This window comes from Micromonospora sp. CNZ322, from assembly GCF_007827755.1.
The window spans coordinates 172,687-191,113 of the sequence record NZ_VITD01000002.1 but is presented as its reverse complement, the minus strand read 5'-3'; the positions used below and the strand labels follow the sequence as shown (position 1 = coordinate 191,113).

The following is an 18,427-nucleotide window of genomic DNA, read 5'->3' as shown; positions in this document are numbered from 1 at the left end:
GAGAGAGCGCTCTCTCACCTGACCTTCCCCCCAATTCAGACGCAAAGCGCTGGACCCGGCAAGGGCCGCACCCGGCGCGCGATGGAGGCACGATGAAACCTCCCGTCCCCCACCGCCGATGGGCCCTGGCCGCCGCCACCGCGCTGGCCCTGGTCGTCGGCGGCCTCGCCGTCCCCGTCACCCGCGCGGCCGAGGCCGCACCCGTCGGCGCCGGCAGCTACACCACCACCCCGGTCGGCCCGCTCCCCAGCGGCTGCGGCGCGATGTCCAGCAATCCCCGACAGTTCGCCACCGCGAACGCGCCCGCCGGGCCGATCCCCACCAACGACTGGTGGTCCTCGCTGCTGTGGAAGCGCACCGACTGCTCGTTCAGTGAGCCGCTGCACGCTCACCCGATCTCGTACGACACCTTCGGCGACGGGCTCGGCTTCTCCGCCAACTCCACGCCCGCCATCAGCGGCACCGCCACCGGTGTCGGTGAGTTCCACTACCCGTACGTGCAGGACATCCGGGTCGGTGTGGCCGGGCTCGCCGCGCCCCTGGTGAAGGTCGACGGCTGGACGGACTGGACGGTCAGCCCGCACTGGAGCGACGGCACGCGCACCATGCGCGCGACCATCGGCCATGGTCTGCCCTTCGCGTACTTCCAGACCACCGGGGGGAACGCGCAGATCAGCACCGCCGGCACCCCGGACGTCTGGTCCAACAGCGGCGCCACCGTCGGCTTCCGGGTCAACGGCCACGACTACGTCGGGTTCGCGCCCAGCGGTGCCAGCTGGACCGTGGCGTCCGGCCGGATCTCGTCCACCCTGGCCGGCCGCGGCTACTTCTCCGTGGCCCTGCTGCCGCCGACGTCCAGCGCGACCGAGCGCGCCGCGCTGGCCGCGACCTACGGTCAGTACGCGCACGCCCACGTGACCGGCACCCAGGTCTCGTACGCCTACAACCCCGCGACCAGCGGCCTGACCACCACGTACGCGTTCACCACGACCGCCCGGGAGGGCAACGCCACGCAGACGGTGGTCAGTCTCTACCCGCACCAGTGGAAGTCGCTGAGCGGTTCCACAGCGATCACGCCGACCTACCCGTCGGCGCGTGGCCGGATGAAGGTGCTCACCGGCGTCAACCAGTTCCGCACCGCCATGAAGTTCCAGGGCATCCTGCCGGAGCTGCCGGCCGTCGGCGACGGCAGCGGTGGTGACCTGTCGACGCTCACCGGGCACCTGGCCGCCACCCGCGCCAACCCGATGGACCAACGCGGCAACGACACCTACTGGACCGGCAAGGGGCTCGGCCGGGCCGCGCGGATCGCCGAGATCGCCGATCAGGTCAACGACACCACGACGCGCGACAGCGCGCTGAACGCGATCCGCAGCACGCTCACCGACTGGTTCACCGCGTCCAGCGGCAAGACCAGCCGGGTCTTCTACTACGACAACAACTGGGGCACCCTGATCGGCTACCCGGCGTCGTACGGGTCCGACCAGGAGCTCAACGACCACCACTTCCACTACGGCTACTACATCGCCGCCGCTGCGACCCTGGCGAAGTTCGACCCGGCCTGGGCGGCCACCAGCCGCTACGGCGGCATGGTCGACCTGCTGATCCGCGACGCCAACAACTACCGCCGCGGCGACACCCAGTTCCCGTACCTGCGCGACTTCGACATCTACGCCGGGCACGACTGGGCGTCCGGGCACGGCTCCTTCGGCTCCGGCAACAACCAGGAGTCCTCGTCGGAGGGGATGAACTTCGCGAGCGCCCTCATCCAGTGGGGGCAGACGACGGGTAACACCGCCATCCGCGACGCCGGCGTCTTCCTCTACACCACGCAGGCCGCCGCCATCCAGGAGTACTGGTTCGACGTCGGCGACCAGAACTTCCCCGCCGCGTTCGGGCACTCGACAGTCGGCATGGTCTGGGGTGACGGCGGGGCGTACGCCACCTGGTTCAGCGGCGAGCCGGAGATGATCCAGGGCATCAACCTGCTGCCGGTCACCGGCGGTCACCTCTACCTGGGCAACAACCCGGCGTACGTGCGGACCAACTATGCCGAGCTCGTCCGCAACAACGGCGGACAACCGACGGTGTGGCAGGACATCCTCTGGCAGTTCCAGGCCCTCGGCGATCCCGACGCGGCGCTGGCGAACCTCCGCGCGAACCCGGGCTACACCCCGGAGGAGGGCGAGAGCCGGGCGCACACGTTCCACTGGATCCGTAACCTCGCCGCCCTCGGCAACGTGGACACGACGGTGACCGGCAACCATCCGTTGTCCGCGGTCTTCTCCCGCAACGGGGCCCGCACCTACGTGGCGTCGAACCCGACGGCGACGCCGATCACCGTGACGTTCTCCAACCGCACCACGCTCACCGTGGGAGCCGGCAAGACGGCCACCACCGGGGCGTACACCTGGAGTGGCGGCAACGCGGCCGGCGGTGTCCCCCCGACGACGCCGACGGACCCCCCACCGACGACCGACCCGCCGACGACCCCGGGCAATCCGACGCGGTACCTGCTGCCCGGGGGCGGGTTGGGCGCCGCCGGCAGCGCGGCCACGACGACTGTCGCGGCGGCAAACGGAAACCACGACGGTACGCCCACCAGCGCCCAGGTCTTCACGGCGACCGGCCTCAACCTCGCCTACGCCGGCGGGCAGACGGCATTCGACCTGTTCGTGGACGCCGGGACGGCGGTCGGCAACGGCGTGCAGGTACGGATCTCCTACGACCTCACCGGCAACGGTAGTTGGGAACGGGTGGAGACGCTGCGCTACTTCGCCACCGACCCGGTCACCGGCTACGAGCACTACACGCAGAACGCCGGCCTGTCCTCGGCCACCGGCACCTTGGGCGCGCTGAGCAACGGCACGGTCCGGGTGGAGGTCTGGTCGGCGATCGGCAACAACCCGACCACGCTGGGCATCGGCAACCAGTCGGTGTTGCGGCTCCCGTACTCCTGATCGACAGGTTCGAACGCGACACGACGTCGGCCGGTGTGGAGGACCAGGATCGGTCCCCCACACCGGCCGGCGCTGTGCGGTCAGTCAGTCGTTCTCAGGAGGCGGTGCAGGTGGGCGTGATGCCGGCCCCACTGCCAGTGCCCTGGAAACCGAACTCGGTGACCTGGCCGGCGCCGAGGCGGCCGTTGTAGTCCACGTTGGCGAACCGCACCGCGCCGGTCGAGCCAGTGGCCGTCGCGCTCCAGGTGTTGGTGACACTCGCACCACTGGCAAGGGTGACGCCGACATTCCACCCGTTGGTTCCGGCGGAGCCGGCGGTCACCTTCACTGTGGCCACGAAGCCACCGGTCCACGAGTTCAGTGACACCGACGCCGAGCAACCACCCGTACCCGGCGGTGGAGTGGTGGGCGGCGGGTCCGTCGGCGGGGGCGTCGTCGGCGGCGGGTCCGTGGGCGGCGGCGTGGTGGGGATGGCAGGGCCGGCGTTGAGGGCGTTCAGAACGTTGGTGTACGCGGCCTTCTTGTTGCCGTTGCAGTCGAACAGCAGGGCGTTGTCCGAGCCACGCCACGAGTCGCAGTCCCGCACACCCCACACCGTGATGCCGGTGCAGCGCGAGACGTTCATGCAGGCGCGGGTGACGGCGCCGTAGATGTTGGCCTGGTTGCCGCCGGTCATCACGTCCAGCTCGGTGATCTGCACATCCACACCGAGATCGGCGAACCGCTGCAGGTTGGCCTGATAGTCACCGGCCAGCGAGGTGCCCAGGTGCGACTGGAAGCCCACACAGTCGATCGGCACGCCACGGGACTTGAAGTCCCGCACCATGTTGTAGATGCCCGTCGACTTCGCGTTGATCCCGTCGGTGTTGTAGTCGTTGTAACACAACTTCGCACCCGGATCCGCTGCCCGCGCCGCCCGGAACGCCGCCTCGATCCAGTCGTTACCGGTGCGCTGAAGGTTCGAGTCACGACGCCCACCACCGCCGCCGTCGGCGAACGCCTCGTTCACCACGTCCCACGAGTGGATCTTCCCTCGGAAATGCGTCGCCACCTGGGTGACGTGGTTGATGGCCGCGTTACGCAACGCGCTGCCGGACATGCCCTGCGCCCAGCCCGGCTGCTGCTGATGCCACAGCAGCGCGTGGCCGCGCACGCTCATACCGTTGGCCTGCGCGTGACTGACCAGACGATCGCCGCCGGTGTAGCTGAACCGACCCTGCTGCGGCTCGGTGGCGTCCCACTTCATCTCGTTCTCGGCCACGACACTGTTGAACTCACGGTTCAGGATGGTCGCGTACACGCTGGTGGAGAGCTTGCCCGTCGCGACGGCCGCGCCGAAGTAACGGCCCTTCTCGGCCGCCGAGGCCCGCAGGGTCGTGCCGGCGCTGGCCGTTGAGGTCAGCGTCATCGTCATGCCGGCGGCGAGGGCGCCGGTAACGGCGATGGTCACCGCCGCTCGCAGGGCTCTTCTGTGATTCATGCGGATTCCTTCTCTGGGGTGGTGCAGCGATGGAGACGCACGCCCGAATCCGCTCCTGCGACATGGGAGACGTCAGCAACGGTCGCCGTCGCGGCAGCGGTGCGGGGAGTCCTGACCCGACGTCCGGCATGCCCTGGGCGGACGTCGCGGGTCGAGGTGCCACAGCAGGTTCGCCCGGTGAACCACAGGTGCGGCTGCCCTCAACCATCGACTGTGAGCGATAACATGCCGTTCGTCAAGTCGTAACCAACCGCGCCGGGCCACGGGGCGCTCCCTCGCGGTGGTGGGGCACGTCGCGTGCTGCCGGAGCCGCGCCGAGCACGGCTCCGGCAGCACCCGTCACTGGAACGTAGCGTCGTCGACGAGGAGGCTGTCGGTGCCCTCGGCCGTCTCGACGTAGAAGGCGGCGCTGGTCAGGGTGCCGCTCCACGACACGGTCGTGGTGCCGGTGAGCAGGGTCCAGCCGTTGACGTTCACCCCCACCGCCGGGGTCAGCTGGAGGTAGTTCGTCGTGCCGTTCGCGGTCACCGACAACGTCGCCTTCGCCGACGGGGTGCCGCTCTGTGCTCGTACCCAGACGTTGGTGGTGTAGCTCTTGCCGTTGGTGAGCTTGGCGGTCACGTCCTGACTGGGGCCGTTCCAGGCGCCGGTCCGGCCGGTGATCGACAGCGATCCGCTGCCGCCGTGCGCGACTGTGGTGTTCCTGGCGAGCGTTCCGCTGCCGTGCACACCCCAGCCCGTCGTGCCGTTCTCCACGTCGCCGTTGGTGAGCAGGTTGGCGGCGCTGCCGCCGGTGCCGCTGAACTGCCACCAGTTGATGTTGAACAGGTTGCCGCTGCCGCCGGCGAAGCGCAGGTAGAGATCATGGGTGCCGGTCGCTCCGCTGACCGCGCAGGTGGTGGTGCTCCAGCTCTGCCAGCCGCCGGCGCCGCCCACGGTGCAGGTGCCCACGGTCGGGCCGTTGACGCTGTCGAGGCGTACCTCGATCCGGCCGCCGCTCGTGGCCGACGCGACCCGGGCGCTGAACGAGGTCGCACCCGCGCCGAACGCCACGCCCTTGACCTTGATGTAGTCGCCGTTCTCGATCCAACCGACGTTCATCCCGCCCTCGCTGGACGCCTCGGTCTCGATCCCCGAGCCCCAGGCGATCGTCTCCGCCTCCTGTCGCACGTACGGGTTCAGCGTGCCCACCTGCGGGGCACCGGTGTTCGTCATCGTGATAGTCGGGAACAGGCCATTGCTGGTGTAACTGAACTTCTCCACCGCGACCGAACGGGTGTAACCACCGCCACCGGGCAACGCCCCGTTGTGATAGAAGAAATACGAACCACCCTGGAAATCAATCACACCCGCGTGATTGGTGAAGCTAGCGCCCTGCCGCGGCATGATCGTTCCCCGATATGTCCACGGCCCCGTCGGCCCGGTCGCCGTGGAGTACGCGATGAACTCGGAGCAGCACTCGGCCGCGAACACGTTGTAGTACAACCCGTTGCGCTTGAACACCCACGGCCCCTCCTCATACAGCGTCGGCCGACTGGCATTACCGTTACGGGTACCGAACCCCGCCGTCGTGAGTGGAATGCGTGTCGCACTGCCGGAGAACGAAATCATGTCCGGGTTCAACTTCACGTACCACAGACCCGGGTTACCCCAGTACAGATACGCCTGCCCGTCATCGTCGATGAACGCGTGCGGGTCGATTTCGTTGTTGCCGACCAGTGGTCGACCGAGCGCGTCGCGGAACGGCCCGGTCGGGCTGTCGGCCACCCCGACGCCGATGACCATCTGCCCGTTGGAGCGCTGGCGCACCGGCACGTACCAGTAGAACTTTCCGTTACGCGGAACGACCTGTCCGGCCCACGCGTTGGCGTCCGCCCACGCGAACGTCGCCAGATTCATCGGCGAGCCGTGATCGGTCCAGTTCACCATGTCGGCGGACGAGTACACCCGCCACTCACGCATTGTGAAATAGGTGGAACCGTCCTCGTCATGTCCGGTGTAGAGGTAGACCCGGCCGTTGTGCACCATCGGCGCCGGGTCGGCGGTGTAGATGTTCTGGACGATCGGATTGTCGGCCTTGGCCGTACCCGGGATCAGTGCGAGGACACAGGCCATGCTTGCCAGCCAGGCGATGGCTCGCCTGGCCCGGCGTGTGGCCCGAGTTGTGGTTCGATCCTTCACTTTCACGATTACTCCCACAGAGAGTGCGCGTGCGGATGTCTGACTGAGCGGGCGCCGCCGTCCCGACGGCCGCCCGAACGGGCTTTGCCGTCCGCGCGCCGGGCAGCACGACAGGCAGTCCTGTTAGCGCTAACAGTCTTATGTGATTGCCCCCTCCCCCATCTGAACTGGATTTTTGTGAGGCACGGGATGACCGTCGTAACCACATCGCAGCATTGAGGTATCGACGTTGACATCGAGGATTTACGATGCACGGTACTGAGCTACCGGACGGGCGTCAACGGAGGGAAGGCCGTCGCCAACCGTCACACACGGTAACGCTCCGAGGATCGCAGGCTCGACGGATGTCCGTTTCGGACCACAGCCGCCACCGGACCCGGTGGCGCCGGGCCAGGTCCTCGCTGGAATGGGTCGGCGAGGCGCCCTGGGGGTTGCGGGCGTGTTAACGACGAACTATGTTAGCGATCACATCGATGTGCCGCGATAAGCGCAGGGGTGGGCACCCGGCGTCCACGGCGACCCACGTCCCACCCACCCCACCGCACCCGGCGTCGGCCCCTTTGCCGCCGACGACCCACCGCCATCGATGGCGGGCCCGACGTACCCGGCCACCTGGAGGTTCCCCATGCCACCCCTGCCCCTCAGCCGCCGCCACCTGCTTCAGGCCGCCGGAGCCACCGTGGTGGTCTCCGCGAGCGGCGTCGCCGTCTCCCCCGGGAGCGCGTCCGCGGCCGTCGTGCCCCCGGCCCGGCCCGACATCGGCGTCTCGGCGTATGCATTCGACCCGGGTCAGGTACGACTCACCTCCGGCCGTTGGATGGACAACCAGACCCGGACGCTCAACTACCTGCGGTTCGTCGACGTCGACCGGATGCTCTACAACTTCCGCGCCAACCACCGGCTGTCCACGAACGGCGCCGCCACCAACGGGGGCTGGGACGCGCCGAACTTCCCGTTCCGGACCCACATGCAGGGCCACTTCCTGAGCGCGTGGGCGTACGCGTACGCGGTGCTGGGCGACACGACCTGCCGGGACAAGGCCAACTACATGGTGGCCGAGTTGGCCAAGTGCCAGGCCAACAACTCCGCCGCCGGGTTCGGCGCGGGCTACCTCTCCGGCTTCCCGGAGTCCGACTTCACCGCGCTCGAGGCACGGACGCTTTCCAACGGCAACGTGCCCTACTACTGCATCCACAAGACCCTCGCCGGTCTGCTCGACGTCTGGCGCTACATCGGCAACACCCAGGCCCGTACGGTGCTGCTGGCCCTCGCCGGCTGGGTCGACACCCGGACCAGCCGGCTGAGCTCCAGCCAGATGCAGTCGATGCTGGGCACCGAGTTCGGGGGCATGAACGACGTGCTCACCGACATCTACCAGCAGACCGGCGACAGTCGATGGCTCACCACCGCGCAGCGGTTCGACCACAACTCCGTGTTCAACCCCCTGGCCTCCGGCCAGGACCAGCTCAACGGCCTGCACGCCAACACGCAGGTGCCCAAGTGGATCGGTGCCGCCCGGGAGTTCAAGGCCACCGGGACCACCCGTTACCGGGACATCGCCAGCAACGCGTGGCGAATCACCGTCGGCGCGCACACCTACATCATCGGCGGCAACAGCCAGGCGGAGCACTTCCGGCCGCCGAACGCCATCGCCGGCTACCTCAGCAACGACACCTGCGAGCAGTGCAACACGTTCAACATGCTCAAGCTGACCCGGGAGCTTTGGCTGCTCGACCCGAACCGGGCGGACTACTTCGACTTCTACGAGCGCGCGCTGATCAACCACCTGATCGGCGGGCAGAACCCGGCCGACAGCCACGGCCACATCACCTACTTCACCCCGCTGCGGCCGGGCGGACGTCGCGGTGTGGGCCCGGCGTGGGGTGGCGGCACCTGGAGCACCGACTACAACTCGTTCTGGTGCTGCCAGGGCACCGGCCTGGAGATCAACACGAGGTTGATGGACTCCATCTACTTCTACAACGGCACCACACTGAGCGTGAACCTGTTCACGCCGTCGGTGCTGAACTGGACGCAGCGCGGCATCACGGTCACCCAGACCACCAGCTTCCCGGTCAGTGACACCACCACGCTGACCCTGTCCGGCTCGATGAGCGGGTCGTGGAGCATCCGGGTGCGGATCCCGTCCTGGACCAGCGGCGCGACGATCGCCGTCAACGGCACCGTGGAGAACGTCACCACCACACCGGGCAGCTACGCCACTGTCACGCGCACCTGGGCCGCCGGCGACACCATCACCGTGCGGCTGCCGATGCAGGTCGCCGTCAAGGCCGCCAACGACAACGCCAACGTCGGCGCGATCACGTACGGCCCCTCGGTGCTGGCCGGCAACTACGGCAACACGGCCCTGAGCACCCTGCCCACCCTCACCGTCTCCTCGATCACCCGGACCAGCACCAACTCGCTCGCGTTCACCGCCAGCGCCAACGGGTCCACTGTGAACCTCGCCCCCTTCTACGACGCCCACGGCTACAACTACACGGTCTACTGGAACACCAGCGGCAGCGGCGGCCCCACCGGCAGCTACCGCCTGGTCAACGTCGGCACCGGGCTGGTCCTCGGTATCCAGAACATGTCCACCGCCGACGGTGGGCTGGCCGTGCAGTGGGCCGACAGCGGCACCGCGGACCACAACTGGGTGGTCATCACCGACGGCAACGCGGTCCGGTTCCGCAACGTCAACAGCGGCAAGGTGCTGGGTGTGGAGAACATGTCCACCGCCGACAACGCCCGGGTCCTGCAGTGGACCGACAACGGCACCGCCGACCACCGGTGGATCCTGGTGGACAACGGCGACGGCACCTACAAGATCCGCAACGTCAACAGCAACAAGCTGCTCGGGATCCTGAACGCGTCGACCGCCTGGGGAGCGCAGGCCGTGCAGGATTCCGACAACGGCAGCGCTGACAACCGGTGGAGGCTGGTCCGCAACGCCTGACCTCCGCCCCGCCAGGCGGGCTCACCGGCGCGGTCACCCGAAGGCCGCGCCGGTGACGCCGGGCGGGCGCCCGCCAGCGGTCGTACAGTGGGGAGGGTCCTGGCCCCAGTGAACGTGGCGGACGTGTCGGCTCGTGCCGCTTCCGCCCGGAAGGAGCACAGTGAACCGCCCCCTCCGCACCACGCTCGGCGGCGCGTTGACCGCCGCCATGCTGGCCACCGTCGCCGTCGCGCCGGCGCAGGCGCACCCCGCCGGGCGGCCGCCGGCCGTCCTCGCCCTCCCCGACGGGTTCCAGCCCGAGGGCATCGCCACCGCCGGCCGGTACGCCTACTTCGGCTCCCGCGCTACCGGTGCCATCCAGCGCGTCGACCTGGTCACCGGCCGGGGCACGACGATTGGCGCGGCCACCGGCACACCGTCGCTCGGCCTCAAGGTCGATCCACGTGGCCGGCTCTTCGTCTCCGGTGGCACGGCTGGCGACGCTCGCGTGCTCGACACCCGCACCGGCGAGGTGCTGGCCCGCTACCAGTTCGCCACCGCCCCGACGTTCGTCAACGACGTCGTGCTGACCCGCGACGCGGCATACTTCACCGACTCGAACCGGCCGGTGCTCTACCGGCTGCCGCTCGGTCGCCGTGGGGCGCTGCCGCCCGCCGACGCCTTCACCACGATCACGCTGACCGGCGCGTACGAGCAGGTCGGTACGGGTGTGAACCTCAACGGCATCGCCACCACACCGGACGGCCGGGCGCTGATCGTCGTCCAGTCCACCACCGGCACCCTGTACCGGGTCGACCCGGCGACCGGGGCGAGCACCGTCGTGGACGTGCCAGGCCACACCTTCACCAACGGCGATGGGCTGTTACTGCTCGGCCGCACCCTCTACGTCGTGCAGAACCGCCTCAACCAGATCGCGGTGGTCCGGCTGAACCACGCCGGCACCGCCGGAGCGCTCACCGGCACCATCACCGATCCGAACTTCGACGTACCCACCACCGTGGCCAAGGCGCTGGGCCGGCTCTACCTGCCCAACGCCCGGTTCACCACACCACCGACCCCCACCACGCCCTACACGGCCGTCGCGGTCCGCGCCCACTGAGTGACCCGAGGGGGTACGCGCCGCGCGGGTGCCCCCTCGGCCCACCGCTCTGGATCTCGATCGCCGATCGGCCGCCAGTAGGATCACTGGCACCCGGCGACGACTGTCGCCTCGTGCCCCCCGGAGTTCGTGTGGCTGCCCGTCCGTACCGGTTCCTGCGCCGAACCCTGGCCGTGGGCTGCCTTCTCGCCGCCGCCGCACTGCCGGCCGCGCGGCCGGCCACACCGTCGGCCACACCGCCGACCACGCCCACCAACGTCATCCCGGAACCCACGGTCCTGCGGATGCTCCAGATGAACCTCTGCAACAGTGGCCTCGCCGGCTGCTACACCGGCCACGCGATGGCCAGGGCCACCGAGGTGATTACCGCCGAGGCGCCCGACCTGGTCACCCTCAACGAGATCTGCGCGGGCGACCTGTCGACCCTGCGCGGGGTGTTCCAAACCGTCCACCCTGGCCAGACCATCGTGGCCGCGTTTCAGGCCGCCGGCGACCGCCCGAGCGGAGACGACACCCGCTGTCGCAACGGCCAACGGTTCGGCATCGGGCTGCTGGCCCACGTGCGGACGCCGGCCGCCCCGAGCAACGTGTACGCCGGAACCCACCCGACGCAGGACCTCGCGGACCCCGAGGAACGAGCCTGGCTCTGCGTCGACGTCGACGGCGCCCTGCTCGCCTGCACCACGCACCTGTCGGCCACCGGCTACCGGGTCGCGCTCACCCAGTGCGACCACCTGCTCGACACCATCCTGCCGACGATCGCCCGCGACGCCGGGTACGAGCCCACCGTGCTGGGCGGCGACCTCAACCTGCGCGCCGGGCACGACCCCGACGTGCGATCCTGCACCCCGCCCGGCCATCAGCGGATCGACGACGGCCGACTGCAACACATCACGGCGACCACCGACATCACGCTCTGCTGTCGCGCCCTGGTGCCCATGCGCGGCGCCACCGACCACCCCGGGCTGTTGGCCACCCTCACCATCGGCCCCAGCCGCCGGCCGGCCTGATCCGCCTCCTCAGCGGGCGCGGACGGCGCCGGCCGACCGCACGGCGTCAGCGCGGCGGCGTGTCCCGACGGGACGGGAACGGAGTACCGGGCTGGCCGAGGGTGGAGCGGGCGCGCAACCCGACCGGGTCGGGAGCAGCGGTGGGCACCGGGGCCGCTGGCTCCGCGAGCCGCCGCCCGTCCAGGTACGCGGAGCCGGCCCGGTCGTCGTCGGTCGGAGCGGCGAGCAGCGCGTAGAGCAGACCGACCACCCCGAAGAGCACCGCCAGCACGATCGGCACCAGCATGGTGCTCACCCCGGCGCCGACCACCTCGCCGGTCCGTTCGTGGCGGTGCACCGACAGGGCGCTCATGCCGGTGAAGTGCATCCCGTTGACGGCGATCCCCATGACCAGCGCGGAGGCGAAGATCGCCAACCCCCGCCGGACGGTCATCGCGAGCCACAGCGCGACGGTGGACGCCACCACGGCGATGACCACCGAGAGCACGACCCGGACCGTGTCGTAGCCGAGGCTGCCGTTGAGGCGCATGGCGGCCATGCCGGTGTAGTGCATGGAGGCCACGCCGGCGCCGGTGAAGATACCGCCGGCGATCAGGCGTACCGGATTCAGCCGGCCGGTGCCCACGATGGCCAGGCCGATACCGACCGCCACCACGGCGATGGCCGTGCTGGCCGCGGTCAGCGGCACGTCGTAGCGGATCCGGGTGTTCTCGACAGCGAAGCCGAGCATGGCCATGAAGTGCATCGCCCAGATGGCGGTGCCGCCCAGCGCCCAGGCCGACAGCAGACCCCACCACGCCCGCTGGCCGCTCGTCCGGGCCGTGCGGATGCGCCCGGCGCAGACCAGACCGAGGATCGAACCGAGCACGGACAACGCGTAGCTCAGCCCGGGCGTGATCCACCCGTACTCAAAGTGATTGATCTCCGCCACGGCGGCTTTCTCCCCATTCGTTACCGACGCGTCAACAAGACGCCTCGGCAATGATCAGGGGTGCCGTGATCAGGCGCAACAGTGCCCCCGGGCGATCCGAGGGGTGCCGTTGCGGTGACCGTCCGCTGCGTCGATTCACCGACGATAATGACTGGGCGTGATTGTCAGGCTGACGTGTGGTACGCGAGAACGCCTCGATTGACGGCCGCTATAGCCTGTCGAGCCGTCGACCGCAGCTCCGTTGTGGCACCGCCGGAGTCGGCAATCTGACCGAGCAGGTCGACGACCTGTCGAGCCCACCGGACGAAGTCACCGGCGGGCATCTCACCATCGATCTCGTGACCGCTGCCGAGCACCTTGGCCAGCGCCTCACCCCGGGCCCACCGGTAGACGGGCCAGGCGAAACCGAGATCCGGCTCCCGGGTCGCCGTCAGCCCCCGCGCCGCCTCGTCGGCCTCGATCTCCCCCCACAGCTTCAGCGTCTCGTCCACCGCGTCGGCCACCGGCCCGCGCGGCAGCGACGCCCGCTCGTCGACATCGCGGCGCGCCTCGAACACCACCACTGACACCGCGGCGGCCAGCTCGGCCGGGGACAACCCGTTCCACACCCCCCGGCGCAGGCACTCGGCGACCAGCAGGTCCGCCTCGGTCCAGATCCGGCCCAGCATCCGACCGGCGTCGGTGACCGCGCCGTCGCGGGCGAGGTAGCCACGCTCGGTGAGCAGCGCCACGATCCGGTCGAACGTTCGAGCGAGGGACCCCGTACGACCACTGACCCGCTCACGCAGCTCCTCGGTGTCGCGCTCCAGCCGCCGACGCCGCTCCGCCCAACGGGCGTGCTCCTCACGCTCGGGGCAGGCGTGGCACGGGTGGTGACGCAGTTCGGTGCGAAGCTGGGTGATCTGGTGGTCCTCGCCGGTCACCTGCCGGGAACGGCCCCCGCGTCGGCCACCGTGCCGATCCAGGCCGGTGCCGCTGACCTCGGCGGCGAGATCCCGCCGGGCGCCCGGCGACCGGTGGTTGAAGTGCTTGGGCACCCGGATCCGGGCCAACACCTCGGCCGGAGTGGTGAAGTCGCCGGGGCTGACCCGCCCGGCCCAACGGTCCTGGGTGAGCACCAGCGGCCGGGGCTCACCGAACCCACCGGTCGCCGGGTCCAGCACCACGGCCAGCCCGGCCCGCCGCCCCGACGGGACCCGGATCACGTCGCCGACCCGCAGCCGCTCCAGCGAGGCCACCGCGGCGGCCTTGCGCTGGGTCTGCCCCTGCCGGGCGATCGCCTTCTCCCGGTCGGCGATCGCCACCCGCAGCGCGAAGTACTCGTCGAAGTCGCCGTGGTGGCAGGCGGCCTCCGCGCCGTACGCCTCGATGGTCTCGGTGTTGCGCTGCACCTGCCGGGCCAGGCCGACCACCGACCGGTCTGCCTGGAACTGGGCGAACGAGGACTCCAGCAGGGCCCGAGCCGGCTCCGCGCCGACAGTGCCGACCAGGTTCACCGCCATGTTGTACGACGGCCGGAAGCTGGAACGCAGCGGGTAGGTGCGGGTGGACGCGAGCCCGGCCACCTGCCGTGGGTCGGTCTCCGGGGACCACACCACGACGGCGTGCCCCTCCACGTCGATGCCCCGACGGCCGGCGCGCCCGGTGAGCTGGGTGTACTCCCCCGGGGTCAGGTCGACGTGCGCCTCGCCGTTGTACTTGACCAGCCGTTCCAGCACCACGCAGCGGGCCGGCATGTTGATGCCCAGCGCGAGGGTCTCGGTGGCGAAGACCGCCTTGACCAGGCCGCGGACGAACAACTCCTCGACGATCTCCTTGAACACCGGCAGCATGCCGGCGTGGTGGGCGGCCAGGCCGCGTTCCAGGCCGTCCAGCCACTCCCAGTAGCCCAGCACCGTCAGGTCCTCGCCGGGAATGGCGGTGACCCGCGACTCGACGACCCGGCGGATCTCGGCCCGCTCCTCCGCCGAGGTGAGCCGCAGCCCGGCGGCGAGACACTGCTGCACTGCTGCGGCGCAACCGGCCCGGCTGAAGATGAACAGGATTGCCGGTAGCAGACCCTCCCGGTCCAGTCGGTCGACGATGTCCGGGCGCGACGGGCCACGCCAGCGCGGGCCACGCCGGCCGGCACCGGGCCCGGCGCTGCGCCCCTCACCCAACTCCAGCCGCCGCGCGGTCTCCCGGGTATAGCGCAGCAGCTCCGGGTGCACGTCGTGCTTGCGGGCGGCGTCGGCGTCGTGGAACAGGTCGAACATCCGCTTGCCGACCAACATGTGCTGCCACAACGGCACCGGCCGGTGCTCGCTGACCACCACGGCGGTCTCACCGCGCACGGTGACCAGCCAGTCGGCGAACTCCTCGGCGTTGGAGACGGTCGCCGACAACGAGACCAGGGTGACGGAGGCGGGCAGGTGAATGATCACCTCTTCCCAGACCCCACCGCGGAACCGGTCGGCCAGGTAGTGCACCTCGTCCATCACCACGTACGCGAGGCCCTGGAGAGTGCTGGAGCCCGCGTAGAGCATGTTGCGCAGCACCTCGGTGGTCATCACCACCACCGGCGCGTCGCCGTTGATCGCGTTGTCGCCGGTCAGCAGGCCGACCTGCTCGGCGCCGTACCGGGCGACCAGGTCGTGGTACTTCTGGTTGGACAGCGCCTTGATCGGGGTGGTGTAGAAGCACTTGCGCCGGGCCGGTGGGGTCGTCGCGTCGGCGGCGGGCACCGGGTCGTCGGGGCGCCCACGCAACGCCAGGTGGACGGCGAACTCCCCGACCACCGTCTTACCGGCGCCGGTGGGAGCGCAGACCAGCACACCGCTGCCCCGCTCCAGCGACTGGCACGCCTCCCGCTGGAAGTCGTCGAGATCGAACCCCAACTCGAGGGCGAACTCGTCCAGCGCCGGAAACTGTGCGGCTTGTGCGGCCTTGCGGCGCGCCGCTGCGTACCGCTCGGCGGGGCTCGACATGGCACCAAGATTAGTGCGTGCCGAGCCATGTCACCCCACAAGGCCGTCCGGAGGCACGGTCGGGGGCGGTCGGTAGGGTGCACGGCGTGCCGGACCATGCCGAACCGCCCCAGACCAGTCCGCCGGGCACCGCCGAGGCGCCCGCCGCCCGCCGGGCGTCCCGACGCCCTGTCAAGGCGGTGCTCTTCGACTTCCACGGCACCCTGGCCCAGGTGGAGGACCCCCAGCGGTGGGTGCTGGAGGCCGCGGCGGCCTGCGGCGTCACCCTGGACCGGGTCCGCGCCACCTCGCTGGCCGACCGACTGCTGACCGCCGGCCGCGCCGGCGGGCCACTGCCGGCACGGGTGCCGCCCCGACTCGCCGAACTGTGGGCCGACCGGGACCTCTACCAACACGCCCACCGGGGCGCGTACACCGGGTTGGCCGAGACCGTCGACGCCGGCATCGACGGCTTCGCCGACGCGCTCTACGAGCGGCTGCTGACCACCGAGGGCTGGCTGCCGTACGCCGACACCGCCCCCACGCTGACCGCGCTGCGCGACGCCGGGGTGCCGGTGGCGGTGGTCAGCAACATCGGCTTCGACCTGCGGCCACACTTCGACGCCTGGAGGCTGACCGACCTGGTCGGCGCGTTCGTGCTCTCCTACGAGGTGGGGCGCTGCAAACCCGACCCGGCGATCTTCTGGCGTGCCTGCGGCATGCTGGGCGTCGACCCGGAGCAGACCCTGATGGTCGGTGACACCCCGGCGGACGCGGGCGCTGTGGCCGCCGGCTGCTCGGTGCTGGTGCTCCCGGCAGCCGAGCCGGGCCGGGAGAACGGGCTGGGCGCGGTGCTCGACCTCGCCCTACCCGGCTGACCGGCGCTGGCCCGACCCGTGCGCACCGTTGGTCACGCCGGTGGACACCGCCGCAGGTTGGCCAGGGCGGACAGCCTACCGTCGTGCCCGTGACCGAGATCCTGCTGCCCACGACGGCGCCGGCCGACACGCCACCAGCCCGGCGCGGTGGCGTCGCCGCCGTGGGGCTGGTGCTCGGCGGGGCCCTGTCGGTGCAGTTCGGCTCCGCCGTGGCCGCGTTGCTCTTCCCGCGTACCGGGGTGGCCGGCGCGGTGACCCTGCGGCTGACCATCTCGGCGGTGCTGCTGCTCGTCGTGTGCCGACCCCGACTGCGCGGACACGACCGGTCGGCCTGGCTCGCGGCCGGCGCGTTCGGGCTGGCGCTGGCCGGCATGAACTCGCTGTTCTACCAGGCCATCGAACGCATCCCGCTGGGCCCGGCGGTGACGCTCGAGGTGCTCGGCCCGTTGGCGCTGTCGGTCTTCTCCGCACGCCGACTGGCCAGCTGGGGCTGGGCGGGTCTCGCACTGGCCGGGGTGGCGCTGCTCGGGCAGGGCGGCTTCGGCCGGCTGGACCCGGTCGGGGTGGCCTTCGCGTTCGGCGCGGGCGCCATGTGGGCCGCGTACATCGTGCTGAGCGCCCGGGTCGGCGGCCGCTTTCCCGGCGCGGACGGGCTGGCCCTGGCGCTGACCCTCGCCGCGCTGGTCACCCTGCCGCTGGGCATCATCGACGGCGGCGCGGTGCTGCTCGACCCGCCGGTGCTGGCGCTCGGCGCCGCCCTCGCGGTGCTCGCCTCCGGGCTGCCCTACACCCTGGAGCTGCTGGCGCTACGGCGGATGCCCACCGCCACCTTCGCGGTGCTGATGAGCCTCGGCCCGGCCGTCGCCACACTCGCCGGGTGGCTGGTGCTACGGCAGGCGCTGACAGTGCTGGAGTGCGCCGCCATCGTGCTGGTCATCACCGCCAGCATCGGCGCGGTACGGGTCAACGCAGCAGCCGCAGGGCGCCCGGAACCGCGCTGATCGTCACCGGCAGCCGCAGGGAGCGTTCCCCGTCGGCGTACGAGGTGATGCCCTCGGCGGCCAACTCCACCGTGCGGGCCCGGAAGCTTCGCACCAGCGGGTGGCTGACGTGGGTGCCCTGGTAGATGCGCGGCTTCACCCGGATCAGGGTCCGCCGGTTGACCCGACCCGCCACCACCACGTCGAGCAGCCCGTCGGTCGGGTCCGCGTCGGGGCAGATCCGCATCCCACCGCCGTACGTGGGGCAGTTGCCCACCGCCACGAGCACCGCGTCCAGGTCGTGCGGCACCCCGTCGAGGCGCAGGGTGTAGCGGCGTGGGCGCAGCCGGGCCAGCTCGACCAGGATCGCCAGGTCGTATCGGCGCGGGCCGCGGGGCCAGCGCATCCGGTTGGCCCGTTCGTTGACGATCGCGTCGAACCCGGCCGCGAGGACCGCCCCGTACCAGCGCTCGACGCCGTCGACCCCGATCATCCGGGCCAGGTCGACCGGTTGACTGCGGCCGTCGCGCACCGCCTCGGCGATCACCGCCGCAGCAGCGAGGGGGTCGGCCGGGAAGCCGGTGTCCAGGGCGAAGTCGTTGCCGGTGCCGGCCGGGATCGGGCCGAACGGCACGGCGGTGCCGGCGACCGCCTGCAACGCCCGGTGCACGGTGCCGTCCCCACCGACCGCCACCAACGCGCCGGCGCCGTCGGCGACGGCGGCCCGGCACGCCGCCTCCGCCTCGGCGGGGCTGGACGCCGGCAGCAACCGGATCGGCCGTCCGGCGGCGGCCAAGCCGTCCAGCAGCCGGGGCAGCAACGCCCTGTGCCGTCCACGACCGGCGGTCGGGTTGGCGAGCACGGCGACCGGGCCGGGCAGGGGATCGTCTGCGGTCACGGGCAGCACCGTACCGGTCGGACACCCGCCGTTCACCAGGGGCGGGTGCCGTCACCATCAGTTCCACCGCCGACGCGGCGGGTGAGGTCACCACACGACGACGCCG

At 70.7% G+C, this 18,427-nt stretch carries 11 protein-coding genes; 6 read left to right on the top strand and 5 right to left on the bottom strand.

The annotated features are described in order from the left end of the window. Window positions 1-92 precede the first annotated feature (92 nt). Window positions 93-2,960, top strand: coding sequence for a glycosyl hydrolase (locus tag FB453_RS05890; protein ID WP_145788144.1), 2,868 nt, complete (start codon window positions 93-95; stop codon window positions 2,958-2,960). Window positions 2,961-3,054: 94 nt separating this feature from the next. On the opposite strand, the gene FB453_RS05885 is transcribed toward FB453_RS05890, so the two are convergent. After that, window positions 3,055-4,440: a glycoside hydrolase family 10 protein gene (locus tag FB453_RS05885; RefSeq protein ID WP_145788143.1), complete on the bottom strand. Its 1,386-nt coding sequence runs from the start codon at window positions 4,438-4,440 to the stop codon at window positions 3,055-3,057. Between the two features lie 339 nt (window positions 4,441-4,779). Next, window positions 4,780-6,555, bottom strand: a complete 1,776-nt coding sequence (locus FB453_RS05880) for a family 43 glycosylhydrolase (RefSeq protein ID WP_145788141.1) — start codon at window positions 6,553-6,555, stop codon at window positions 4,780-4,782. 691 nt (window positions 6,556-7,246) lie between these two features. Between FB453_RS05880 and FB453_RS05875 the strand changes: the two genes are divergently transcribed. The 3 genes from FB453_RS05875 (at window position 7,247) to FB453_RS05865 (ending at window position 11,689) form a co-directional block, all read left to right on the top strand. After that, a complete protein-coding gene (locus tag FB453_RS05875; protein WP_145788139.1) occupies window positions 7,247-9,580 on the top strand; it encodes a beta-L-arabinofuranosidase domain-containing protein in 2,334 nt (777 codons plus the stop codon). Between the two features lie 160 nt (window positions 9,581-9,740). Next, complete coding sequence (locus tag FB453_RS05870; RefSeq protein ID WP_112601112.1) at window positions 9,741-10,679, top strand: SMP-30/gluconolactonase/LRE family protein; 939 nt, start codon at window positions 9,741-9,743, stop codon at window positions 10,677-10,679. Between the two features lie 131 nt (window positions 10,680-10,810). After that, a complete protein-coding gene (locus FB453_RS05865; RefSeq protein ID WP_486480169.1) occupies window positions 10,811-11,689 on the top strand; it encodes an endonuclease/exonuclease/phosphatase family protein in 879 nt (292 codons plus the stop codon). A 46-nt stretch (window positions 11,690-11,735) separates the two neighbouring features. On the opposite strand, the gene FB453_RS05860 is transcribed toward FB453_RS05865, so the two are convergent. Together FB453_RS05860 and FB453_RS05855 are read right to left on the bottom strand one after the other, a co-directional pair. After that, window positions 11,736-12,620 carry an MHYT domain-containing protein gene (locus FB453_RS05860; RefSeq protein ID WP_145788134.1) on the bottom strand — a complete coding sequence of 295 codons (885 nt, stop codon included), beginning with the start codon at window positions 12,618-12,620 and terminating at the stop codon, window positions 11,736-11,738. 164 nt (window positions 12,621-12,784) lie between these two features. Further along, the gene (locus FB453_RS05855; RefSeq protein ID WP_112601110.1) at window positions 12,785-15,586 is read right to left on the bottom strand and encodes a DEAD/DEAH box helicase; all 2,802 of its coding nucleotides are present in this window, start codon (window positions 15,584-15,586) and stop codon (window positions 12,785-12,787) included. An 86-nt stretch (window positions 15,587-15,672) separates the two neighbouring features. Between FB453_RS05855 and FB453_RS05850 the strand changes: the two genes are divergently transcribed. Together FB453_RS05850 and FB453_RS05845 are read left to right on the top strand one after the other, a co-directional pair. After that, on the top strand, window positions 15,673-16,443 hold the full coding sequence (locus tag FB453_RS05850) for an HAD-IA family hydrolase (RefSeq protein WP_145788132.1): 771 nt from the start codon (window positions 15,673-15,675) through the stop codon (window positions 16,441-16,443). 83 nt (window positions 16,444-16,526) lie between these two features. After that, window positions 16,527-17,444 carry an EamA family transporter gene (locus FB453_RS05845; RefSeq protein ID WP_145788129.1) on the top strand — a complete coding sequence of 306 codons (918 nt, stop codon included), beginning with the start codon at window positions 16,527-16,529 and terminating at the stop codon, window positions 17,442-17,444. Here the strand turns inward: FB453_RS05845 and FB453_RS05840 are convergent. Then, entirely contained in the window at window positions 17,407-18,330 is a 924-nt protein-coding gene (locus FB453_RS05840; protein WP_145788923.1) for a diacylglycerol kinase, read from the bottom strand. The genes FB453_RS05845 and FB453_RS05840 overlap by 38 nt on opposite strands. Window positions 18,331-18,427: the final 97 nt, after the last annotated feature.